General features: G+C 60.4%; 21 protein-coding genes. 9 read left to right on the top strand and 12 right to left on the bottom strand.

Annotated features, from left to right (window positions below; all coding sequences use genetic code 11):
* Window positions 1–6: 6 nt before the first annotated feature.
* Together KKO72_RS16210 and KKO72_RS16205 are read right to left on the bottom strand one after the other, a co-directional pair.
* Window positions 7–876 (bottom strand): hypothetical protein, encoded by an 870-nt coding sequence (locus KKO72_RS16210; RefSeq protein ID WP_214941125.1) that lies wholly within the window; start codon window positions 874–876, stop codon window positions 7–9.
* Between the two features lie 51 nt (window positions 877–927).
* Window positions 928–2,925 (bottom strand): SDR family oxidoreductase, encoded by a 1,998-nt coding sequence (locus tag KKO72_RS16205; protein ID WP_214941122.1) that lies wholly within the window; start codon window positions 2,923–2,925, stop codon window positions 928–930.
* 207 nt (window positions 2,926–3,132) lie between these two features.
* On the opposite strand from KKO72_RS16205, the gene KKO72_RS16200 reads away from it, so the two are divergent.
* From KKO72_RS16200 to KKO72_RS16185, 4 genes are read left to right on the top strand one after another with little or no spacing between them, the layout of a single operon-like run.
* A complete protein-coding gene (locus KKO72_RS16200) occupies window positions 3,133–3,759 on the top strand; it encodes a phasin family protein (RefSeq protein ID WP_214941120.1) in 627 nt (208 codons plus the stop codon).
* Between the two features lie 26 nt (window positions 3,760–3,785).
* Entirely contained in the window at window positions 3,786–5,036 is a 1,251-nt protein-coding gene (locus KKO72_RS16195) for a patatin-like phospholipase family protein (RefSeq protein ID WP_214941117.1), read from the top strand.
* A complete protein-coding gene (locus tag KKO72_RS16190) occupies window positions 5,030–5,686 on the top strand; it encodes a TetR/AcrR family transcriptional regulator (RefSeq protein ID WP_214941114.1) in 657 nt (218 codons plus the stop codon). The genes KKO72_RS16195 and KKO72_RS16190 overlap by 7 nt, the downstream gene beginning before the upstream one ends.
* Window positions 5,687–5,716: 30 nt before the next feature.
* Window positions 5,717–6,490, top strand: a complete 774-nt coding sequence (locus KKO72_RS16185) for a hypothetical protein (protein WP_214941111.1) — start codon at window positions 5,717–5,719, stop codon at window positions 6,488–6,490.
* A 75-nt stretch (window positions 6,491–6,565) separates the two neighbouring features.
* On the opposite strand, the gene KKO72_RS16180 is transcribed toward KKO72_RS16185, so the two are convergent.
* Window positions 6,566–8,017, bottom strand: coding sequence for a wax ester/triacylglycerol synthase family O-acyltransferase (locus KKO72_RS16180; protein WP_214941250.1), 1,452 nt, complete (start codon window positions 8,015–8,017; stop codon window positions 6,566–6,568).
* Window positions 8,018–8,165: 148 nt separating this feature from the next.
* On the opposite strand from KKO72_RS16180, the gene KKO72_RS16175 reads away from it, so the two are divergent.
* Window positions 8,166–8,420, top strand: coding sequence for an acyl-CoA-binding protein (locus KKO72_RS16175; RefSeq protein ID WP_078364467.1), 255 nt, complete (start codon window positions 8,166–8,168; stop codon window positions 8,418–8,420).
* Window positions 8,421–8,482: 62 nt separating this feature from the next.
* Here the strand turns inward: KKO72_RS16175 and KKO72_RS16170 are convergent, their stop codons facing one another.
* Window positions 8,483–8,806, bottom strand: coding sequence for a polyhydroxyalkanoic acid system family protein (locus tag KKO72_RS16170; protein WP_214941108.1), 324 nt, complete (start codon window positions 8,804–8,806; stop codon window positions 8,483–8,485).
* A gap of 17 nt (window positions 8,807–8,823) precedes the next feature.
* Entirely contained in the window at window positions 8,824–9,924 is a 1,101-nt protein-coding gene (locus KKO72_RS16165; protein ID WP_214941105.1) for an aminopeptidase, read from the bottom strand.
* A gap of 94 nt (window positions 9,925–10,018) precedes the next feature.
* Between KKO72_RS16165 and KKO72_RS16160 the strand changes: the two genes are divergently transcribed.
* Window positions 10,019–10,354 carry a DUF1840 domain-containing protein gene (locus KKO72_RS16160; RefSeq protein WP_214941102.1) on the top strand — a complete coding sequence of 112 codons (336 nt, stop codon included), beginning with the start codon at window positions 10,019–10,021 and terminating at the stop codon, window positions 10,352–10,354.
* 16 nt (window positions 10,355–10,370) lie between these two features.
* Here the strand turns inward: KKO72_RS16160 and KKO72_RS16155 are convergent, their stop codons facing one another.
* From KKO72_RS16155 to KKO72_RS16125, 7 genes are all read right to left on the bottom strand, one after another.
* Window positions 10,371–11,627: a phenylacetate--CoA ligase family protein gene (locus KKO72_RS16155; protein WP_214941099.1), complete on the bottom strand. Its 1,257-nt coding sequence runs from the start codon at window positions 11,625–11,627 to the stop codon at window positions 10,371–10,373.
* Window positions 11,628–11,769: 142 nt separating this feature from the next.
* Window positions 11,770–12,579: an ABC transporter ATP-binding protein gene (locus tag KKO72_RS16150; RefSeq protein ID WP_214941096.1), complete on the bottom strand. Its 810-nt coding sequence runs from the start codon at window positions 12,577–12,579 to the stop codon at window positions 11,770–11,772.
* Window positions 12,580–12,781: 202 nt separating this feature from the next.
* Window positions 12,782–14,110, bottom strand: a complete 1,329-nt coding sequence (locus tag KKO72_RS16145) for an ABC transporter substrate-binding protein (RefSeq protein WP_214941093.1) — start codon at window positions 14,108–14,110, stop codon at window positions 12,782–12,784.
* Window positions 14,111–14,177: 67 nt separating this feature from the next.
* Window positions 14,178–15,254 carry a branched-chain amino acid ABC transporter permease gene (locus tag KKO72_RS16140; protein WP_214941088.1) on the bottom strand — a complete coding sequence of 359 codons (1,077 nt, stop codon included), beginning with the start codon at window positions 15,252–15,254 and terminating at the stop codon, window positions 14,178–14,180.
* A 77-nt stretch (window positions 15,255–15,331) separates the two neighbouring features.
* A complete protein-coding gene (locus KKO72_RS16135; RefSeq protein WP_214941085.1) occupies window positions 15,332–16,261 on the bottom strand; it encodes a branched-chain amino acid ABC transporter permease in 930 nt (309 codons plus the stop codon).
* Between the two features lie 2 nt (window positions 16,262–16,263).
* A complete protein-coding gene (locus KKO72_RS16130; protein WP_180128872.1) occupies window positions 16,264–17,049 on the bottom strand; it encodes an ABC transporter ATP-binding protein in 786 nt (261 codons plus the stop codon).
* A 32-nt stretch (window positions 17,050–17,081) separates the two neighbouring features.
* The gene (locus KKO72_RS16125; protein WP_214941082.1) at window positions 17,082–19,028 is read right to left on the bottom strand and encodes a long-chain fatty acid--CoA ligase; all 1,947 of its coding nucleotides are present in this window, start codon (window positions 19,026–19,028) and stop codon (window positions 17,082–17,084) included.
* 196 nt (window positions 19,029–19,224) lie between these two features.
* On the opposite strand from KKO72_RS16125, the gene KKO72_RS16120 reads away from it, so the two are divergent.
* The 3 genes from KKO72_RS16120 (at window position 19,225) to KKO72_RS16110 (ending at window position 20,918) form a co-directional block, all read left to right on the top strand.
* Window positions 19,225–19,932: a Crp/Fnr family transcriptional regulator gene (locus KKO72_RS16120; RefSeq protein WP_214941079.1), complete on the top strand. Its 708-nt coding sequence runs from the start codon at window positions 19,225–19,227 to the stop codon at window positions 19,930–19,932.
* 66 nt (window positions 19,933–19,998) lie between these two features.
* The gene (locus KKO72_RS16115) at window positions 19,999–20,445 is read left to right on the top strand and encodes an antitoxin Xre-like helix-turn-helix domain-containing protein (protein ID WP_180128861.1); all 447 of its coding nucleotides are present in this window, start codon (window positions 19,999–20,001) and stop codon (window positions 20,443–20,445) included.
* Window positions 20,445–20,918, top strand: a complete 474-nt coding sequence (locus KKO72_RS16110; protein WP_214941076.1) for an RES family NAD+ phosphorylase — start codon at window positions 20,445–20,447, stop codon at window positions 20,916–20,918. The genes KKO72_RS16115 and KKO72_RS16110 overlap by 1 nt, the downstream gene beginning before the upstream one ends.
* Window positions 20,919–20,987 lie beyond the last annotated feature (69 nt).

Below are 20,987 nucleotides of genomic sequence, written 5' to 3'. Positions count from 1 at the left end.
ATTGAATTACTTACTTTTAAAACCCAAAGCCCGTCTAAGCTGGCTTTGCTTCAAGGCCGCCTCAGGGTCTGCCGCAGCATTTACCCAGGCTTGCCGCATAAAGACAAAAAGCAGCAAAACAAAGCCTGAACCCAACGCCGCCAGCACGGCAATCAGGCTCTTTTTGTTGGAGACAGGCTCCGTGGGCAACGTCGGCGGTTGCTTGACCACATCGCGCGACAGCCCTTGCAAGGTACGCGGGATGGCAAGCACATCGGCCAAATAGTGGGACTGCAACTCACCCACCGCCACCAGACCTGTGCCTGCTTCGCCGCGTGTGAGCGGCTTACCCAAGCTGACAGCACCGTCAACAGCCAGACGGTCTAACAGTGCGGTGACCGATTTCAGGCCGTTTTGGGCAAACTCTAAACGCGTCTCAAGGTCTTCACGCTCTTGCTTGCCTGGTACTGTGCTGCTGAGCCAACCGTCGATGACAGCATTGGCCAACGCTTGCGCCTGTGTTGCAGAGGTATCAGTCACATCCAACCGCAACAACCCATCTTTGCCAACGACCGCCTTGATCTGCTTGGCAAGCGCATCCCGCGCAACCTGAATAGGTTTACCTTCACCAATTTTGTAAGTTGCGATGATGGGGTCAAGCACCAGAGGAGACACCATCATGGCCGCAGCCTGCGTTGCTGTTTGGGTTTGGGTTTGGAGTGGAATTGGCAGAGCCAAGATGGCCTGACTTACAAAGCTCTGAGGCAAGGCATAGGAAACCCCCAGTGCCAGCAAACCAACCACAATCGGCCCGAGAACCAACAGCTTGATGTTTTGCGCAACAACAAGCAACAAGTCCAGCAAGCTGACCTCGGACTCTTCCGGTTCAACATTCATCTTTTTCCTCCACTTAGGGGCAGGAGTATAAAAGACGCTACCCAACCACACTCAAAAATGGATGCCCTGCATCATCTGTTGCAGCGCCACCGCCTCAGCAGACAATTTTGGCTTGGGGAGCTTGTCACCCGGCTTGGCCCCTTTGGCGGCGCTGGAGTCCGGAAACATCCGGAACGTGGTGTTCATCACAATCTGCGCCACACGCGGCACCAGCGCGTGCAACACCTGGCCAAAGATGCCCATCCGGGTCGCCACACGCACTGGTTTGAAGATGCAGGCCTGGGCGATCATGTCGGCGGCCTCTTCGGGGGCCAGCGTCGGCACATTGTTGTAGATGCCGGTAGGGGCAATCATCGGTGTGCGCACCAGTGGCATGTTGATGGTGGTGAAGGTCACCCCCTGGTCGGCAAACTCGCTGCTGGCACAGCGTGTCCATGCGTCTAGGGCGGCCTTGCTGGCCACATAGGCAGAAAAACGCGGGGCATTGGTCAACACACCGATGCTGCTGATGTTGACCACATGGCCCTTGTGCTTGGCCACCATGCCAGGCAAAAACCCGGTGGTGACGCGCAAGCTGCCGAAGTAGTTGAGCTGCATGGTGCGCTCGTAGTCGTGAAAGCGGTCGTAACTGGACTCGATGGCTCGGCGGATGGAGCGCCCGGCGTTGTTGATCAGGAAATCGACACCGCCGTGGTCATGGGTCACCTGCTGGACAAAGGCCTCGCAGGCCATCTGGTCAGCAATGTCCACCGCGTAGGCAACAAAGGTGTAACCCCTGCCACGGGCCTCGGCACACGCAGCATCCAGCTTGTCCTGATCACGCCCACATATCAAAGTGATAGCGCCAGCTTCAGAAAATTTGTGGGCTGCAGCCAATCCAATGCCTGAAGAGCCGCCGGTCACCAGCACCACCTTGCCGGCCACGGTGCCGCGCAGGCTGTGGTCCATGTGCAGCTCCGGGTCCAGATGCCGTTCCCAGTAGTCCCACAGACGCCAGGCGTAGTCTTTGAGGTTGGGGCACACCACCCCGGTGCCTTTGAGCGCGGCCAGTGTTTCGCGGCAGTCAAAACGCGTGGGGTAGTTGACAAAGCTCAGCATGTCCTCGGGCAGGCCCAGGTCGCTCATGATGGCGTTGCGCACGCGGCGCACCGGGGCCAGCGCCATCAGGCCTTTGGTCACGCTGCGGGGAATGAACCCCAGCAGCGCGGCGTTGACAAACAGGCTCATCTTGGGCGCGTGTGCTGCTTTGCTGAAGATGTCCAGCACATCCCCCACGCGGTACCCCACCGGGTCGACCAGGTGGTAACACTTGTGGGTGATCTCTTTCTGGTGGCTGATGGTGGCCAGTGCGTCCACCACAAAATCCACCGGCACGATGTTGATGCGCCCACCCTCCAGGCCAATGGTTGGCATCCAGGGTGGCAACAACTGGCGCATGCGCTGGATCAGTTTGAAGAAGTAGTACGGCCCGTCAATTTTGTCCATCTCGCCGGTGGTGCTGTCGCCCACCACCATCGCGGGGCGATACACCGACCAAGGCACTTTGCATTCCTGGCGCACGATCTTTTCACTCTCGTGTTTGCTCATGAAATACGGGTGCTCGTAGTTCTCGGCCTCGGCAAACATGTCTTCGCGGAACATGCCCTCATAGAGCCCGGCCGCGGCAATCGACGACACATGGTGGAAGTGCCTGGCGTCGATGGCTTTGGCCAGCGCCACCACGTTGCGTGTGCCGTCAATGTTCACTGCAACCTGGCTGTCGGCATCGGCCCCCAGGTCATACACAGCGGCCAGGTGAAACACATGGTTGACCTGACCTTTGAGTTGCAGGATGTCTGCACCAGACAGCCCCAGTTTTTTGGCGGTCAGGTCGCCCCACATCGGCACCAACCGCGCCGCGCTGACACCACAAAATTCACGCAAGCCAGCCACCTTGTCTGCACTGGCCTGGCGGATCAAAAAGTACACCACCGAGCCCTTGCGCTGCAGCAGTTTTTTCACCAGCCGCTTGCCAATCAGCCCCGTTGCCCCGGTCACAAAATACCGCATACACATCTCCAAAATTAGCTTGTCATTCTGGTCTGAAATCGCGCCGTCTAGCTTCCACGTAAACCCGAGCCCCGGTGGTTTGGGTGGCTCAAATTAGGAAGTGTCACCTACACCTTAGCGTCATAGCGGCCTACAGTGGCGCCCATGCAAGCTGGACACAGCCAAGCACCCTCTTCACTTTTTTCTTTGTTTTAACTGGAGAACCATATGGTCACCAAACTCAGCAAAACCACCCCCGTCAAAAAAACCGCCGTGCCCAAAAAATCTGCTCCGGGCAAGAAGGCCACAGCCAAAAAATCCGGCAAGCTGTTGAGCAACTCGGTCAAGGACTCGGCACAACAAATCTGGCAAGCCGGCCTGGGCGCGTTCACCAAAGCCCAGACCGAAGGCACCAAGGCGTTTGAAGCCCTGGTGAAAGAAGGCGTGAACTTCCAACGCAAGACCCAGTCCGCTGCCGAGGACAAGATCAACGAAGCCACCCAGAAGATGACCAGCATGGCCACCGACATCTCGAGCAAAGCTTCAGGCCAGTGGGACAAGCTGGAAAGCATTTTTGAAGACCGCGTGGCCAAGGTGCTCAACAAGATGGGTGTGCCTTCCGCCAAAGACATCAATGCGCTGATTGCCCGCATCGACGCACTCAACGCCAGCGTGCAAAAACTCACGCCCAAGGCCCCCGCCAAAGCTGCGGCCAAACCAGCCGCCAAAGCACCCGCCGCACCGGCCGTCAAAGTGGTGGCAAAACCAGCTGCCAAAAAAGCCGCACCACGCAAAGCGACCGCCCCTGTGGCCAAAGAGGCCGCCGCTGCTCAGGTAAACCCTGACTCAAAATAGCACGACCGGTCGTAAACTGACGACCCATGAAGAAGCCCACTCCGCCATCGCCCAGGATAGCTTTGGCGTTGGCGGGTGGCGGGCCATTGGGGGCAATTTATGAAATTGGTGCCCTGTGCGCCTTGCAGGACTCGCTCAGAGGCATACACTTCAACCGCTTGCAGCACTATGTGGGGGTGTCGGCCGGTGGCTTCATTGCTGCCGGGTTGGCCAATGGCATAACGCCGCTGCAATTGTTTGGCCTCTTCATCGAAGACCGAAAACACCAGACTGAGGCGTTCGATCCGGCTTGGCTGCTCAAACCCGCTTTCTCCGAATTTTTCTCGCGCTCGCTGTTGTTGCCGGAGCTGATGCTCCAAGGTATTTGGCACGGCACGCTGGGGCGCAAGTCCCTCATGCGTGCGCTGGAGCGCTTGAGTCCGGGCCTGCCCACCGGTATCTTCTCCAACGCGCAGATCGATGTGGAGCTGACCAAGTTGTTCTCGCGCCCCGGGCGCAGCAACGACTTTCGCCAGCTCAGAAACCGCCTGACGCTGGTGGCCACCCACCTCGACAGCACCAGCGCCATCGCGTTTGGCCGCACGGGCTGGGACCACATCCCGATCTCCAAGGCAGTGCAGGCCAGCGCGGCCCTGCCTGGGCTGTTTCCGCCGGTGGAGATTGAGGGCCAGCATTTTGTCGATGGTGCACTGACCAAGACCATGCACGCCTCCATCGCGCTGGACGAAGGTGTGGACCTGATGTTGTGCCTGAACCCGCTGGTGCCGTTTGATGCCTCAGACCCCTTGCGCAGCAACGAGTCAGCCACCCCCTGGGCGGCCCCTGAGCCGATTCCCCACATTGCCGATGGGGGCCTGCCTGCGGTGTTGAGCCAGACCTTTCGCTCACTCATCCACTCGCGCCTGCTGCTGGGTTTGAAGAGTTATGAGCAGGCTTACCCCAACACCGACATCGTGCTGATCGAGCCCAACCACCGCGACCCCGAGCTGTACCTGGCCAACACCTTCAGCTACAGCCAGCGCCGCCATCTGGCCGAACACGCCTACCAGCAAACGCGGCAGTTGCTGCGGTCGCGCCAGACCAAACTGGCGACCAAGCTGGCCTACCACGGCATCAGCCTGAACCACGCCGCGCTGGATGACGAACACCGCCACCTGGCCTACCCGGCGCGCCCCGCTGCTCGCGTGGGCCAGGCGCTGACCAAGCTGCACTACCTGATGGACAACCTGAGCCAGGTGGTACAGAGCGCCGAATTGCAGGCCAAAACCACATGCTGAAAAAGGCACCCCGGCGCACCGCAGAGCGCATCCTGGAGGTCACGCTCGCACTGTTCAACCGCTTTGGTGAGCCCAATGTATCGACCACGCTGATCTCCAACGAGCTCAACATCAGCCCCGGCAACCTGTACTACCACTACCCGGCCAAAGACGAACTCATCAACGCGCTGTTTGACCGTTTTGAGCACAGCCTCAACGAGCTGCTGGGCGCCGGTGACGAGGTGCGCAACATCGAGGACGCCTGGTTTTTTTTGCACACCCTGTTTGAACTGATCTGGCAGTACCGGTTTTTATACCGCGACCTCAACGACCTGCTCAGCAAAAACCGCCGCCTGGAGACCCATTTTCAGGCCATCCTGAAAAACAAGACACGAGCACTCAAGGCCTTGCTCGACGGCATGCGCCGCAACGGTGCCTTGCAGATTGACTCTCGCGAGATGGAGGTCACCGCTACCAGCATGGTGGTGATGCTGACCTACTGGCTGAGTTTTGAGTATGTGCGCGACCCGCGCCATGCGCTGGAGCCCAGCAATGCCCAAACGGCCTTGTTGCGGGGTGCCCAGCATGTGTTGAACCTGATGATTCCTTACCTGGAGACTGGCCAAAGAGCACATCTGCTGAAATTGTCGGATGCCTACAATAAGGAATAGAAACAAAAAAACAGGTTAGAGGAGACAGACATGGCCAAATGGACCGCTTTCCCTTACGCTGGCGACTACCACTTTGACGCCGCCAGCGTCAAAGAGAAATGGGCCAGATTACACGCCGGTGACCTGGAACCCATGCCGCAAGACCCCTCGGTGTTGCAAGCCTGGGCCCATTTTCACAACGGTGACTTTCAACAGGCCGCCATCATGGGGGTGGGCTTGGGCGCGCCGGGCCTGAGCGTGGCCAGCAAAGCCACCTGCGTCTATGCCAGCTACCTTGAAAAACACGAGGTGCGCCGTCTGGACCTGTTCCTGGAGGTGGCTGGCCAAGCCGGTGAATTGGCCGAGGACCACCCGGACACACTCAACGCCCGCTACTGGCGCGCCTACGCCCTGAGCCGCTACAGCCAGGGCATCAGCGTGGCCAAAGCCCTGGCCCAGGGGCTGGGCACCAAGGTCAAGACCGATCTGGAATACGTGATCCGCCATGCACCACACCACGCCGATGCCCATGTGGCGCTGGGCAGTTTTCACGCCGAGGTGATCGACAAGGTCGGCTCGCTGATTGGTGCCATGGCCTACGGCGCCAACAAGGACATCGGCCTGCACCTGTTTGACCAGGCCATCAAGCTCCATGCCGAGTCGGCCTACGGCCTGCTCGAATACGCCCACGCCTTGCTGATGCTCGAAGGAGAGGACAAGATGGACGAGGCCAACCGCCTGTACCAGCAAGCCGCCCAGCTGCAGCCCCTGGACGCGACCGAACGGCTGGATGTGGAAATGGCCCGCTCACAGCTGGCGGACTGATCGCGCCCAGAAGTTTAGGGTGTTTTATGCCTCTAGCCCTTATTCAACAAGGGCTGATAGCTAGTGATTAGATAGCTATTCCTCACCCCAGGGCAGCATCAATGTGAGCCATTTGAGCTTGTCAAACTCCGGCGCAAACTGGTCGATGATGGCCTGCGGATCGGGGCACAAGCTGCTGTCAGTTATCACACCAAACTGCACACCCCCGCCATAACTCAGGATCGACACACCCAGCCCCACCGTGCCCGACTGCGGCACCCAGAACAGCGCCTGCTCCAGCGTGGCACCGCAAAAGCTCAGTTTCTCGCGCGGCCCTGGCACATTGGTCATGACCGCGGTGGTTTTTCTGGAAAACAGGCTCAGCATCGCGTCCTGCACCGGTTTCACCAGAATACCCGCCACCGCCAGCAGCGCAAACGCCAGCAACGGCTGCAAACTGCCCTTGAGTTCACCCATACGACGGCGCACCTCAAACACCCGCTCAATGGGGTTGTCCATACCAATCGGCAACACCACCGGCGCCAGGCCAAACTTGTTGCCCAGCTTGTAGGCCTGGGTCATCGGGCGCAGGTTGACCGGCACCATGGCGCGGATTTCCTGGCCATCTACCGCGTCGCCGTGACCCTTGAGGTACTGGCCGATGGCACCCGCCACGCAGGACAGCAGCACATCGTTGATCGAACAGTGCAGCGCCTTGCCCACCGCACGCACCTCATCAAGCGGGATCGGCTGGCACCAAGCCACCCGTTTGGACTGGCCGGGCATGCCTTTGAGGCGGGTCGGGGAATCGTCGGCCATCAGGGCCAGCGCGGCACCATCTCGCAGCACCTGGTAGGCCAGACGTGCGGCCTCGGACGAGCCTTCTCGGCTTTTGTGCAGCCCCAGAGCCAGCCACTTTTCCAGCACATGGCGTGGGTCACCCACAGCCTCAAACGCCTGTACCGCACTCTCACCCGCCACCTCCAGCGCCTTCACGGCTGCCACCGTCAGTGGCTCGATCAGGGCATGGCTCATCCATTCCTCGGCCGCATCCAGACCCGAGAGAGGCGCCGGTTTGGACGAACGAGTGGGTGGCTCCAGGCCACCGTCCACCATCGACTGGATCACCGAGATCAGCGCCAGACCATCGGCAATGCAATGGTGGATACGCACAATCAGCGCCGAGCCACCGTCAAAATGCTCGATCAGCCGGTACTCCCACAGCGGGTAACGCATGTCCAGCGGCTGCATCGCCAGCTCAGCCAGGCGTGCCTGCAAGGCCTGCTGCGGGTGTTTTCTGGCCGAGGCCGGCAGCCTCTCCAGGCGCACATGGCGGTGGATGTCAAAGCGGGTGTCGGTGACCCAGTTGGCACCGGTGGCGTCCAGTTGCACCCGTTGTGAAAAGCGCGGGTACTTCAGCAGCCGGTCGGCCAGGCGCTCACACACCTGCGGGTACTGCAAGCCAGGTTTGAGGATCCAGACCCCCATGATCATCATCAGGTTGCAAGGGCTGTCCATGCGCAGCCAGGCGGTGTCGACCTTGCTCATGCGCTCAACGCGGTAGGGAATGGAGTGAATGGTCACGGTGGCAAAGGGGTTTGGGGGGCTGTCTCTATTCTGGTAGCAAAACGCCCCGTAAGATAGTCTGGTTTCCCCCTGCTCAAGCCCTTACAACCGCCTCCCAGAGACCCACGCCATGTCTGATCTGCAAAAGAAATTTGAAGCCGCCGTTGCCAACTCCAAAAACTTGAGCGAACGCCCCGACAACATGACCCTGCTCAAGCTCTACGCCTTGTACAAGCAGGCTAGCACGGGCGACAACGCCGAAAAACGGCCTGGTTTTACCGACATGGTGGGTCGCGCCAAATGGGATGCCTGGAACCAGCTCAAAGGCACCGATAGCGCGCAGGCCATGCAGCAGTATGTGGACCTGATCGAGTCGCTGAGCTGACCCAGCTGCCAGACATCAAACAGCACCGTGCCCCGCATGACTGCGGGACGCGGCTGGCGGGTTCAGACCGCCTTTTTGCTGCTTCGTTTTTTGACCGGCGCGGCCAGCAGGCTGTCGAGGTTTTTCACAATCTCGGCTTCAATCCGGTGTTTGAACGCGCCCACCAGAAACCCCAGCTGGGCACGTAACTCAAAACGGCTGGCGTCCACCTCCAGCGTGCCTTTGACGCCTGAGCGCGAGAAGCTCACCTCATCGGCCGTGTCGCCCTCGCTGTAGGCACAGGCCATGCCAAATTCGGTCTCGGCCTGCTCGGCCCATTGGAAGGCAATTTTGCGGGCTTTGGTCAAGCCCAGGGTGTGTTCGCGAACGATGTGTAGATCAGCCATGGTGTCTCAAAGTGGGTTCAATCGGGAAAGGCTTGGGCTTGGCGGGTGGCGGTCTCCAGCGCCTGCAGCTGCGCCCGGCGTTGCTCGGCTGGCAATTCAGCCAGCGCCTGGACCGCTGCAAAAAACCGGGGCCAGCTGCGCGCTTCGCGGGCAAACAGGGCCTCAAACGCAGGCACCAGCTCATCATAAGCGGCTTGTGCGCCAAAGCTGGCGTTGTTGGCCTGGGCCACCCAGCTGTCATAACCAGCGTAACCACCCCAGCTCTGTTTGAGGATGGCGTAGCGGGCCCTGAAGTCCTCAAAAACTTCATTTTTCATAGCTATCAGCCCTTTTGCATCAAGGGCCAGAGCATCATTTTTCTTGTAAATCTGGGCAAGGCGCTCGCGCGTGTGACGGGTCAACGCGCGGAACCCCTGGCGGCGTTGGTCGTATACGGCAAACGCCTGCCGAGCCTGCGGGCTGGCCTGGCTGGCCAACCAGGCCTCACCCCCCAGCCGCTCCACGGCGGTGGCGAAGGATTCGTTAAAAGGGGTATCACCCGGTACATACAACACCTGATGCGCCAACTCGTGGAACATCAGGCGCGCCAGTTCACCGTCGGGCAGGGTCAGGAAGGTGTTGAGCAGCGGGTCGCCACCCAACCAGTTCATCCAGCCCAGGGTCGAATACGCAGGCACACCGTAGACCTGGGTCTCCAGCCCCTGGGCGCGTAGCTCGGACGCCAGCGCCTGGGCATCACCCTCCTCAAAATACCCCCGGTAACCGACACAGCCCGCCACCGGCACACACCAGGTTCTGAGCTCCAAAGACAGCACTGGTGCCGCCACCACATTCCACACCACATAAGGGCGCTGCAGATCGGCAAAACGCCGGTAGCTGGCGTTGTCGGGAAGGTGTAACTCACGCACCGAGAAATCACGCAATGACTGCGCCAGACGCAGACGTTGGCGCAAAACGTCAGGGGTTTGGGTGTCCAGCAGCCAGTCGTCCAGCGGCCGGGCTGCGGCCATCAACTTGAGGTGCCCACCCACCGACTGCGCGTAATAACGTGTGTCGGCACAGCCGCTGAGCCACAGGCACAACAACACAGCACACACAACCCGCCAGGGCCGTTTCATGACACCCCCAAGCCACGGCCAATGTCTTGCGCCCCCGCACCGCAAAGGACTACCATGGCTGTTAGTCAGATCCATTGACACACAAGGAGACCACATGCTCTACCAATTCAAATCCAAAGTCACCGGGAATGTCATTATGTTGCAGCCCAATGGGGAACAGGTGCTGCAGATCATTGGCAAACACAGCGCCGCAGATCCCAGCACCAAGGGCATCCTGCTACCCGAGCAGATGCCACAGGCACTGGCCGATCTGGAGGCAGCCATTGCCCGAGAGAACGCCGCCCGCGCCGAGGCACTGGCTCAGGCCAAGGTGGACCACGTCCCGGTGGCAGAAACCAACACCGTGGGCCTGCGCCAACGCGCGTTACCGCTGATGGAGATGATCCGCGAGTGCCACAAGGCCAACGAGGTCATCACCTGGGGCGTGTGAGCTTCGGCGCTGAGGCTCACTTGTAGCTGCGCGCGTCTTCAATCACCTTGCCATCGTTGGGCAAACTGCCGGGCGGCAACAGCTCGACCTGGCCGCGCAGTTTGGTCACATCACGCATGGCATCAAGCAGCTTATTCGACAGGTTGTCGGGGCCGCTGCAAGCCGTCTCGACCTTCAGGGTCATGATGTCGTTGGCCATCTCGCCGGTGACCACCAGTCGTGCACGTGTCACCTCGGGGAAGCGTTTGGCGATTTGATCCACCTGACCGGGGTGGACAAACATGCCGCGGATTTTGGTGGTCTGGTCGGCACGGCCCATCCAGCCTTTGATGCGGGTGTTGGTACGCCCTGTCGGGCAGCTGCCCGGCAACACGGCCGACAAATCACCGGTGCCAAAGCGGATCAGCGGGTAGGTCGGGTTGAGCGTGGTCACCACCACTTCACCAACTTCTCCGTCTGTCACCGGGTCGCCGGTGCCGGGGCGGACAATTTCCAGCAACACACCTTCGTCGAGCACCAGCCCCTCGCGCGCGGCCGTTTCATACGCGATAGAGCCAACATCGGCCGTGGCATAACACTGGTACCCCGCCACGCCATGGGCGCTGAACCAGTCACGCAGGGACGGCGGGTAGGCCTCGCCACCAAACATCGCCTTGGTGACACTTGGCAGGGCCACCCCCATCTCCTGCGCTTTCTCCAGGATGATTTTCAGAAAACTGGGTGTGCCGATGTAGCCCGCCGGTTGCAAATCGGCCATGGCCAACACCTGCTGCTCGGTCTGGCCGGTGCCGCCCGGAAACACGGTGCAGCCCAGCGCATGGGCGCCGGTTTCCATCATTGAGCCCGCAGGCACAAAGTGGTAACTGAAGCTGTTGTGGATCAGCTCGCCAGGGCGAAACCCCGCCGCAAATATGGCACGCGCCATGCGCCAATAGTCACGTGCCGTGCCTTCTGGCTCGTAAATCGGCCCAGGGCTGGCAAACACGCGCGGCATCCGGATGCCAAAGCCTTCAACACTGAAGCCCCCGAAAACATTGCCTTGGGCGCTACGACTTTTAAGCTGTTTCTCCAGCAACTCGTGTTTGCGTGTGACCGGCAGCCTGGCCAGCGCGGCACGGCTGTTGACCTGCGCCGGGTCCACATCCTGGAGGATCTCGGCCAAGGCGGGTGACGCCAGTTTGGCATGTGCCACTTGGAGCGGCAGCATCTGGAGCAGATCCGCTTCGCGGTCAGCCGGATCGCGGGTTTCCAGTGCGTCAAAAAAATCGGTCATAGTCCATTTCTCCAAATGTCAATCAACGCTCTAGAGGTATTGCCAAGCCAGAAATACCGCGGAACCGGCTTTGCCGGGCCGCTGGTGTTGCCCCCTGCAAGGGGGAAAGCGGCCACACACAGTGGGCAAGCCGGGGGGTGTTCTAAGCCAACCAGCGTTTGCGCCGCTTGTAACTTTTGACATCCTTGAAACTCTTGCGCTCGCCGCCGCCCATGCCCAGGTAAAACTCTTTCACATCCTCGTTGTTGGCCAGCTCACTGGCGGCGCCGTCCATCACCACCCGGCCGCTTTCCATGATGTAGCCGTAGTCGGCGTAACGCAGCGCCATGTTGGTGTTTTGCTCGGCCAAAAGGAAGGTGACTTTTTCGCGGGTGTTGAGGTCTTTGACGATGTTGAACACCTCTTCCACAATCTGCGGCGCCAGGCCCATCGAGGGCTCGTCGAGCAGCACCATGCTGGGGTTGGTCATGAGTGCGCGGCCAATGGCGCACATCTGCTGCTCACCACCCGAGGTGTAGGCGGCCTGGCTGGTGCGCCGGGTTTTGAGGCGCGGGAAGTAGGTGTAGACCTTGTCCAGATTGGCGGCAATCTCACCTTTGTCGTGGCGGGTGTAGCTGCCGGTGAGCAGGTTCTCCTCAATGCTCAGGTGGGCAAAACAGTGGCGACCTTCCATCACCTGCACCACACCGCGCTGCACCAGGTCAGCCGGAGAGAGGTTGTCGATGCGCTCCCCCCGCAACTCGATCGACCCCTTGGTGACTTCACCCCGCTCCCCGCGCAGCAAGTTCGAGATGGCACGCAGCGTGGTGGTTTTGCCCGCCCCGTTGCCCCCCAGAATCGCCACGATCTTGCCCTCAGGCACATTCAACGACACCCCCTTGAGCACCAGGATGACATGGTTGTAAATGACCTCGATGCCATTGACGTTGAGAACAATGTTTGTGGGTTCCATAAATCCGCCTTGTTGACCAGATGAAAAGATCAGCGAGTGACCTTCTCATCTGGCGGCTCACAAGAGCCGCCAGCCCCACCTCAAACGCAACAACCCGCCGTAGCCAGAAACACCGCAGAACCGGCTTCGCCGGGCTGCAGGTGTTGCCCCCTGCAAGGGGGGTGGCGGAGCGACACGAAGTGCGCGCAGCCTGGGGGTGTGCCTAAGACTGACAATCGGTGCCAGTGCGCCGCGTCATCTTCTTGTCGGCCAGGTACTTGTCAGCACCGGCTTTGATCATGGGTTTGAGGATCTGCTCGTCGGCCTGGATGAAGTCAGAACTGAAGCTCCACTTGCTGCCATTCCAGGTCTGGACGCGCGCCGAGGTGGAGCCCATGTGGTCAGCACACGAGGTGGACAAGGGCTGCATCACGCCAGTGAAGCCCAGCGCATCAAGCCGTTTCTGGTCGAGCACCAGGTTTTCCATACCCCAGCGCACCTGTTCACCGGTCATGACCTTGCCTTTGCCAAAACGCTCCTGGGCCCGGCGCACGGCTTCCACACTGAGCATCGAAATGATGGCACCACGGGTGTAGAGCACCTGGCCCACCTCGTCTTTCGGACCACTGCCCTGACCTTTGGCGTGCACAAATTTCAGGATGTCCTGCATGACCTTGGGTTCTTGGCCCGAGGTGTTGAGTGCCAACGCGTTGTAGCCCTTGGCACCTTCGCCCACGTCCTTGACATCGGGTTCGGCACCGGCCCACCAAACGCCGTACATCTTGTCACGCGGGTAACCGGTGGCCTGCGCTTCCTTGAGCGCGGTCGAGTTCATCACACCCCAACCCCACAGCAGCACATAGTCGGGACGGGACTGGCGCACCTGCAGCCAGGTGGCTTTCTGGTCGACACCCGGTGCCGTTACCGGCAGCAGTTGTAAATCGAAACCATGCATGCGGGCGCGTTCCTGCAAGACTGGAATCGGCTCTTTGCCAAACGGCGAGTCGTGGTAAACCAGCGTGATCTTCTTGCCCTTGAGCTTGTCGAGCCCACCTTCTTTTTTGCCCAGGTGCTGGATCAGGATGTCGGCACCGGTCCAGTAACTGCCCATCAGGGGGAAATTCCACTTGAAGGCCATGCCGTCCTGGGCCACCGATAAGCCGTAGCCCAGGGTGATCAGCGGGATCTTGTCGGTCGGCACTTTTTCGGTCAGCGCAAAGGTGATGCCGGTGGCCTGCGGGTCAAAAATGGCCACGCCCGGGCGGGTTTTCAGGCGCTCGTAACACTCCACACCCCGGTCGGTGGCGTAGCCGGTTTCGCATTCCTCAAACGTGATCTTCACCCCGTTGATGCCGCCATCACGCGCGTTGATCATCTTCAAATAATCTTGTTTGCCATTGGCCCAGGGCGTGCCGTTGGGCGCGTAGGGCCCGGTGCGGTAGGCCAGCAGCGGAAAAAACTGCTCCTTGGCCTGCGCAAAAGCACTGCTTGAAAACCCGGACAGACCCGCCGCCAGCGCAGCCGCGGCCAACATCACATTGCGAACTTTCATTGTTGTCTCCTGAATAATTTGATAGACCCAGCACCTCAAGAACCCCACCCCAACACACCGATCACACTTAATGCGGAAACGGCCACAGCCGCAGCTTTTGTTTGCCTGTGGCCCACAACTTGGCCAGCCCATGCGGCTCCACAATCAAAAACCAGACGATCAACGCGCCAAAAATCATCAACTCAGCATGGGCGATGCCCGCCGTCGAGATCTCGATGCCCACCAGCCCGAGCACCAGCGGCAAAAACTGGTTCAGAAAAATCGGCAGCACCACGATAAAGGCCGCGCCAAAAAAAGCGCCCAGGATCGAGCCCAAGCCACCAATGATCACCATGAACAACAAGCGGAACGACACCTCGACCGAGAACGCGGCGGGCTCCCACGAGCTCAGGTAGATAAACGCCCACAAAGCCCCGGCCACACCGACGATGAAAGAGCTGACCGCAAACGCGGTGAGCTTGGCGTACATCGGGCGGATGCCGATCACTGCGGCGGCCACGTCCATGTCACGGATCGCCATCCACTCGCGGCCAATCGCTGAACGCACCAAGTTCTTCGCCAGCAGCGCCAGCACCGCCAGCACACTCAGGCAAAACAGGTATTTGCTGACCGCGCTGTCAATCGGCAAGCCAAACACTTGCAGGCTAGCCACCGAGACCGAGCCCGACGGCGCATCCAGCGTGAACCACTTGATGCGCAGAAACATCCAGTCGGCAAAAAACTGCGCGGCCAGCGTGGCCACCGCCAGGTACAGCCCCTTGACCCGCAGGCTGGGCAGGCCAAACAGGATGCCAAACACCGTGGCACACAGCCCACCCAGAATCAGCGCGGGAATCAGCGGCAGGCCCGGAATACGCACAAAGAAGTTGTACGCACCATAAGCGCCCACCGCCATGAAAGCGCCCGAGCCGAGTGATATCTGGCCGCAGTAACCGACCAGGATGTTCACGCCAAGCGCCGCCAGCGCCATGATCACAAACGGGATCAGGATGGCGCGGAAAAAATAGTCGCTGGCCAGCATCGGCACCACGGCAAAAGCGATCACCAGAATGAGGCCCATGGCAAGGCGGTCCTGCGAGATCGGCAGGATCTGCTGGTCAGCGCGGTAGCTGGTTTTGAATTGGCCGTTTTCGCGGTAGAACATCGTTGTCTCAGTCTTGAATGTTTTATACAGAAATGGCTTCTAGCCCTTATATATAAAGGGTAGGTTGCTATAGAAAATCAGACGCGGTCAATGATCTTCTCCCCAAACAAACCTTGCGGGCGGATCAGCAGGAAGCCCAGCGCCAGCACATAGGCAAACCAGATCTCGATGCCGCCGCCCACATACGGGCCGAGATACACCTCGGACAACTTCTCGCCCACACCAATGATCAAGCCGCCGATGATGGCGCCCGGCACCGAGGTCAATCCGCCCAGAATCACCACCGGCAAGGCGCGCAACGCGACCGTGGCCAGTGAAAACTGCACGCCCAGCTTGCTGCCCCAGATCATCCCGGCCACCAGCGCCACCACCCCGGCCACACACCAGACAATGACCCAGATGTGGTTGAGCGGGATGCCGATGCTCTGCGCCGCCTGGTGGTCATCGGCCACTGCGCGCAGGGCACGGCCGGTGACGGTTTTCTGGAAAAACAGGCTCAGGCCAGCCACCAGCACCGCAGCAATCAGCGCGGCGTAGAGGTCTTCCTTGTTGATCAGGATGCCACCCTGAAACACCGACTCGAGCCAGAACACCGGGTCTTTGGGCATGCCGATGTCGATCTTGTAGATGCTGCCGCCAAACAGGGTCTGGCCCAGGCCTTCGAGAAAATAGGCAATGCCCAGCGTGGCCATCAGCAGCGTGGTGCCTTCCTGGTTCACCAGATGGCGCAGCGCCAGGCGCTCGATCAGCCAGGCCACGATGAACATCACGCCGCCCGCCATCACAAAGGCCAGCAGGTTGGCCAGCAGCAGCTGGTCACCCCCGAGCAAGGGGCCAATCCATTCGGAAAAACGCGCCATGGCGAGTGCAGCAAACAGCACCATCGCGCCCTGGGCAAAGTTGAAGACGCCCGAGGCCTTGTAGATCAGCACAAAACCCAGCGCCACCAGTGAATACAACATGCCGGCCATCAGGCCACCTAACAAAGTTTCAAGGAAAAATGCCATGGTCAGTGTCCTGTTCCAAGGTAGGCGCTGATGACTTCTTCATTGCTGCGCACTTCGTCCGGCGTGCCGTCACCGATCTTCTTGCCGTAGTCGAGCACCACCACCCGATCGCTGATGTCCATCACCACACCCATGTCGTGTTCGATCAGCACAATGGTGGTGCCGAACTCCTCGTTCACGTCGAGCACAAAGCGGCTCATGTCCTGCTTTTCCTCGACGTTCATGCCCGCCATCGGTTCGTCCAGCAGCAGCAGTTGCGGCTCCATCGCCAGCGCGCGGCCCAGATCGACGCGTTTTTGCAGGCCGTAGGGCAACTGGCCTACCGGGGTTTTGCGGAACGCCTGGATTTCGAGGAAGTCGATGATGTGTTCCACAAACTCGCGGTGCTTTTCCTCTTCGCGCTGGGCCGGGCCAATGCGCAACGCCTGCAGGAACAAATTGCTTTTGATCTTGAGGTTGCGCCCGGTCATGATGTTGTCGATCACACTCATGCCCTTGAACAGCGCCAGGTTCTGGAAAGTGCGCCCGATGCCCATGCTCGCCACTTGGTAGCTGTCCATGTGGCTGAAGGTCTGCCCTCGGAAAGTGATAGCGCCCTGCTGAGGCCGATAAACGCCATTGACGCAGTTGAGCATCGAACTTTTGCCCGCGCCATTGGGGCCGATGATGGCGCGCACCTCATGCTCGCGCACGTTGAAGCTGATGTCGGTCAGCGCCTTGACACCGCCAAAACTCAGAGAGATGTTCTTAACGTCCAGAATGACGTCGCCGATGTGTTTGCTTGCCATAGGTTTGCTTTATGTCGGGTGTGGCCAGCGGCTCAGGCCGCAGCCTTGACGGGGGCAAAGGTCTTGGCGTCGTCAATGCGTAACGTGGCGCTGACCTTGCCGGTGCGGCCGTCTTCAAACTTGACCTGGGTTTCAATGAACTGGCTGGTTTTGCCGCCGTACAGCGCGTCGATCAACACGTCGTATTTTTCGGCGATGAAGCCCCGGCGGACCTTGTTGGTACGCGTTAACTCACCGTCGTCGGCGTCGAGCTCCTTGTGCAAGACCAGGAAACGGCTGACTTGCGAGCCCGCCAGCAGGGCGTCCACACTCAAATCGGCGTTGACCTTTTCCACACAGTCCTTGACCAGCTGGTAGACCTCGGGCTTTTGCGCCAAGTCGGTGTAACCGGCGTAGGGCAGGTTACGCCGTTCGGCCCAGTTGCCGACCGCGTCAAAGTCGATGTTGATCATCACGCAGACCTTGTCGCGCCCATCCCCGTAGGCAACGACTTCCTTGATGTGCTGGAAGAACTTGAGCTTGTTCTCCACATACTTGGGCGCAAACATGGCACCGTCGTTGGCCCCACCCTGGATGCGGCCCACGTCCTTGACCCGGTCGATGATCTTGAGGTGGCCGTGAGCATCCAGAAACCCGGCGTCGCTGGTGTGGTACCAGCCGTCGGGCGTCAACACCTCGGCCGTGGCTTCGGGGTTTTTGAAGTAGCCTTTGAGCAAGCCCGGCGACTTGACCAGAATCTCGCCGTTGTCCGCCACCTTGATCTCGACCCCGGCACACGGCACACCCACGGTGTCGGCGCGCGCCTCGTGGTCGGGCTGCAGGCAGACAAACACGGCGGTCTCAGTCGAGCCGTAGAGCTGCTTGAGGTTGATGCCAATCGAGCGGTAAAAGCTGAACAGATCCGGCCCGATCGCCTCACCTGCGGTGTAGGCCACGCGCACCCGGCTGAAACCCAGGTTGTTGCGCAAGGGGCCATACACAAGCACATCACCCAGCGCGTAGAGCAGCCGGTCACCCACACCCACCGATTTGCCATCCATCAGTGTCGGGCCAACCCGTTTGGCCAGGTCCATGAAGAACTGGAACAGCTTGCGTTTGAGTACCCCAGCGTCTTCCATGCGAATCATCACGCTGGTGAGCAGGCCCTCAAACACGCGAGGCGGCGCAAAGTAATAGGTCGGACCAATTTCTTTGAGGTCAATCGTCACCGTGGCAGCCGACTCGGGGCAGTTCACCACATAACCACAACTGAGCCATTGGGCGTAGCTGAAGATGTTTTGCCCAATCCAGGCCGGTGGCAGGTAGGCCAACACGTCTTCCTGGTGGGTGAGTTTGTCAAAGTCGGCACCGGCGCGTGCCCGGTTCAGCAGCGTGTCGTGGGTATGCACCACACCCTTGGGGTTGCCGGTGGTGCCGCTGGTGAAAAACATCGCCGCCACATCGTTGGGCAACACCTTGGCCACCTCACTCTTGAAAAAATCGGTGTGCATGGCCGCAAAGGCTTTGCCAGCCGCAATCAGCTCGTCGAGCGCGGCCAGGCCCGGTTCGTCGTAATTGCGCAGACCGCGCGGGTCGTCATACCAGAGGTGTTGGAGCTGCGGGCAGTGCTCACGGATCTCCAGCAGTTTGTCGACCTGCTCCTGGTCCTCGGCAAAAGCAAAACTCACCTCGGCGTTGTTGATCGGGAACACACACTCCATCGCAGCCGCATCCTGGTACAGCGCAATCGGCACCGCACCCAAGGCCTGCACCGCCAGCATGGTGGCGTACAGGCGCGGGCGGTTGGCGCCGATCACGATCATGTGCTGGTGCTGGCGCAAGCCCGCTTGGTGCAAGCCACAGGCCAGGTGTTCGACCAGTTGCGCCATGTCGGCCCAGCTGGTGGCCTGCCAGATGCCGTACTCCTTCTCGCGCATGGCGGTATCAGAGGGCCGCAGGCTGGCGTGTTTGAGCAACAGTTGAGGGAACGTCGTTTGCATCTCGGTACCTTGTCTCTATGGCCTTTTTTGGCTCTGCCCGTGAGCGCCGAGGGCAGGCTGCATTGGCTGTAATGATAGGACTCACTTTGACGCTTGTTTGTCGTTTGGACGACAATTCAGCGTTTTACCGATAGGTGTTTTCCCTGTTCAACCGGCCCCCGAGGACACCGCCGTATCACCCACACACAGACCGTTTATGACCTCTGACGCCCCCCTGCTGCAACGCCGCCGCCCCCTGAGCCCCGCCGAGCTGGAGGTGATCCCCTGGCTCAAGCTGTTGCTGCCCGAGGAGCGTGAACGTGCGGTGCAGGACCTCAAGATCGCCGAGACCCTGGCCGGTGAACTCATCTGCCGCACCGGGCGCCCGGTGACCTATTGGTTTGGTCTGGTCGACGGCCTCTTAAAAATGAGCGCCGACAACATCGACGGCCAGACCATGACCTTCACCGGTGTGCCACCCGGCGGCTGGTTTGGTGAGGGCACCGCCCTCAAGCGCGAGGCCTACCGCTACAACATCCAGGCGCTGCGCAAAAGCCTGGTGGCCGGCTTGCATGTGGATACCTTCCACTGGCTGCTGGACCACTCGCTCGGCTTCAACCGCTTTGTCATGAAACAGCTCAACGAACGTCTGGGCCAGTTCATTGCCGCGCGCGAGATCGACCGCATGAGCAACCCCAACATCCGCGTGGCGCGCAGCCTGGCCGCGCTGTTCAACCCGGTGCTCTACCCGGGCCTGGGCACGGTGCTGCGCATCACCCAGCAAGAGCTGGCCTACCTGGTCGGCCTGTCGCGCCAGCGTGTCAACCAGGCCCTGACCACCCTGGCCGCCGAGGGCGCCATTGCCGTTGAATACGGCGGCCTGCGGGTGGTGAACCTGCAGGCGCTGCGCAGCGGTGTGTTCTGATGACCCTGTCGAATCCGCCATATTTGCATACAATCAATGCCATCTGGCAATTTTTGGAGAGATGTCATGGGGGTTGCAAGCTTGACTAACCTGTCTGCCGCCACGGTGCTGGGCGGTGAGCCGGTGCTGCGCGGGCTGCCGCAGTCGGTGCTGGAGTGGGTGGGCCTGGTACGCCAGGGCATCCCGGCCAGCGCGGTGGACGCTGCGCTGCGTGTGGTCGGTATTGGCCAGGCCGAGCTGGCGCGTGCGCTGGACATTCCGGAGCGCACGCTGGCACGGCGCAAGAAGGAAGGTGTGCTGAGCCGGGACGAGTCAGGCAAGCTGGTGCGCCTGGCCCAGGTGGTACAGCGTTCGGTGGAGGTGTTTGAGGACCAACGCGCCGCGCTGGACTGGTTAAAAAGCCCGAATGCCTCGTTGTCTGGCAGCACCCCGCTGGCACTGCTGGATACAGAGCCAGGCTCGGCCGCCGTGCTGAGCGCGCTGGGCCGCATTGAACACGGTGTGTTTGCCTGATGCTGGAAACCGGGCAGACGGTCTGGCGCATCACCACACGGCGATTTGTCGACGGTGCGTTTTCGGGGGAAGGTGCACGCCTGTTTGGCGGGCGCTGGAACCGGCTCGGGCAGTCTGTTGTCTACACCGCCCAGAGCCGCTCGCTGGCACTGCTGGAGATGTTGGTGCAAGACGACCCGTTACGCGCCCACTATGTGCTGATTCCGGCGCACCTGCCGCCCCATGTATCTATCCACACCCTGTTGCCCGCCGACCTGCCGCCTGACTGGCGCACACCCAACGCCCGCGTGGCCTTACAGTCCATTGGTGCGCAGTGGCTGCGTGAACTGCGCAGCGCGGTGCTGGTGGTGCCCAGTGCAGTGGTACCTGCCGAGAGCAATTTTTTGATCAACCCGCTGCATCCGGATTTCCAGCACATCACCATCGGCCCGCCAGAGCCGCTGGAGACGGATAAACGGCTGCTGCGCAGCTAACCCTTGTTTACAAGAAAATCCGCCTCCAGCCCTTATACAAATAGCATTTATAGCTACATATTTCATACC

Origin of the sequence: Rhodoferax sp. U11-2br (genome assembly GCF_018619435.1) — a bacterium.
In the GTDB taxonomy this organism is placed as follows: domain Bacteria; phylum Pseudomonadota; class Gammaproteobacteria; order Burkholderiales; family Burkholderiaceae_C; genus Rhodoferax.
This window is presented reverse-complemented; position numbering and strand designations above follow the sequence as displayed.

Excerpts from the sequence above, each read along its gene's own strand:
- KKO72_RS16210 (WP_214941125.1), bottom strand. The coding sequence starts at position 876 with ATGAATGTTGAACCGGAAGAGTCCGAGGTCAGCTTGCTGGACTTGTTG.
- KKO72_RS16205 (WP_214941122.1), bottom strand. The coding sequence starts at position 2,925 with ATGCGGTATTTTGTGACCGGGGCAACGGGGCTGATTGGCAAGCGGCTG.
- KKO72_RS16200 (WP_214941120.1), top strand. The coding sequence starts at position 3,133 with ATGGTCACCAAACTCAGCAAAACCACCCCCGTCAAAAAAACCGCCGTG.
- KKO72_RS16195 (WP_214941117.1), top strand. The coding sequence starts at position 3,786 with ATGAAGAAGCCCACTCCGCCATCGCCCAGGATAGCTTTGGCGTTGGCG.
- KKO72_RS16190 (WP_214941114.1), top strand. The coding sequence starts at position 5,030 with ATGCTGAAAAAGGCACCCCGGCGCACCGCAGAGCGCATCCTGGAGGTC.
- KKO72_RS16185 (WP_214941111.1), top strand. The coding sequence starts at position 5,717 with ATGGCCAAATGGACCGCTTTCCCTTACGCTGGCGACTACCACTTTGAC.
- KKO72_RS16180 (WP_214941250.1), bottom strand. The coding sequence starts at position 8,017 with ATGAGCAAGGTCGACACCGCCTGGCTGCGCATGGACAGCCCTTGCAAC.
- KKO72_RS16175 (WP_078364467.1), top strand. The coding sequence starts at position 8,166 with ATGTCTGATCTGCAAAAGAAATTTGAAGCCGCCGTTGCCAACTCCAAA.
- KKO72_RS16170 (WP_214941108.1), bottom strand. The coding sequence starts at position 8,806 with ATGGCTGATCTACACATCGTTCGCGAACACACCCTGGGCTTGACCAAA.
- KKO72_RS16165 (WP_214941105.1), bottom strand. The coding sequence starts at position 9,924 with ATGAAACGGCCCTGGCGGGTTGTGTGTGCTGTGTTGTTGTGCCTGTGG.
- KKO72_RS16160 (WP_214941102.1), top strand. The coding sequence starts at position 10,019 with ATGCTCTACCAATTCAAATCCAAAGTCACCGGGAATGTCATTATGTTG.
- KKO72_RS16155 (WP_214941099.1), bottom strand. The coding sequence starts at position 11,627 with ATGACCGATTTTTTTGACGCACTGGAAACCCGCGATCCGGCTGACCGC.
- KKO72_RS16150 (WP_214941096.1), bottom strand. The coding sequence starts at position 12,579 with ATGGAACCCACAAACATTGTTCTCAACGTCAATGGCATCGAGGTCATT.
- KKO72_RS16145 (WP_214941093.1), bottom strand. The coding sequence starts at position 14,110 with ATGAAAGTTCGCAATGTGATGTTGGCCGCGGCTGCGCTGGCGGCGGGT.
- KKO72_RS16140 (WP_214941088.1), bottom strand. The coding sequence starts at position 15,254 with ATGTTCTACCGCGAAAACGGCCAATTCAAAACCAGCTACCGCGCTGAC.
- KKO72_RS16135 (WP_214941085.1), bottom strand. The coding sequence starts at position 16,261 with ATGGCATTTTTCCTTGAAACTTTGTTAGGTGGCCTGATGGCCGGCATG.
- KKO72_RS16130 (WP_180128872.1), bottom strand. The coding sequence starts at position 17,049 with ATGGCAAGCAAACACATCGGCGACGTCATTCTGGACGTTAAGAACATC.
- KKO72_RS16125 (WP_214941082.1), bottom strand. The coding sequence starts at position 19,028 with ATGCAAACGACGTTCCCTCAACTGTTGCTCAAACACGCCAGCCTGCGG.
- KKO72_RS16120 (WP_214941079.1), top strand. The coding sequence starts at position 19,225 with ATGACCTCTGACGCCCCCCTGCTGCAACGCCGCCGCCCCCTGAGCCCC.
- KKO72_RS16115 (WP_180128861.1), top strand. The coding sequence starts at position 19,999 with ATGGGGGTTGCAAGCTTGACTAACCTGTCTGCCGCCACGGTGCTGGGC.
- KKO72_RS16110 (WP_214941076.1), top strand. The coding sequence starts at position 20,445 with ATGCTGGAAACCGGGCAGACGGTCTGGCGCATCACCACACGGCGATTT.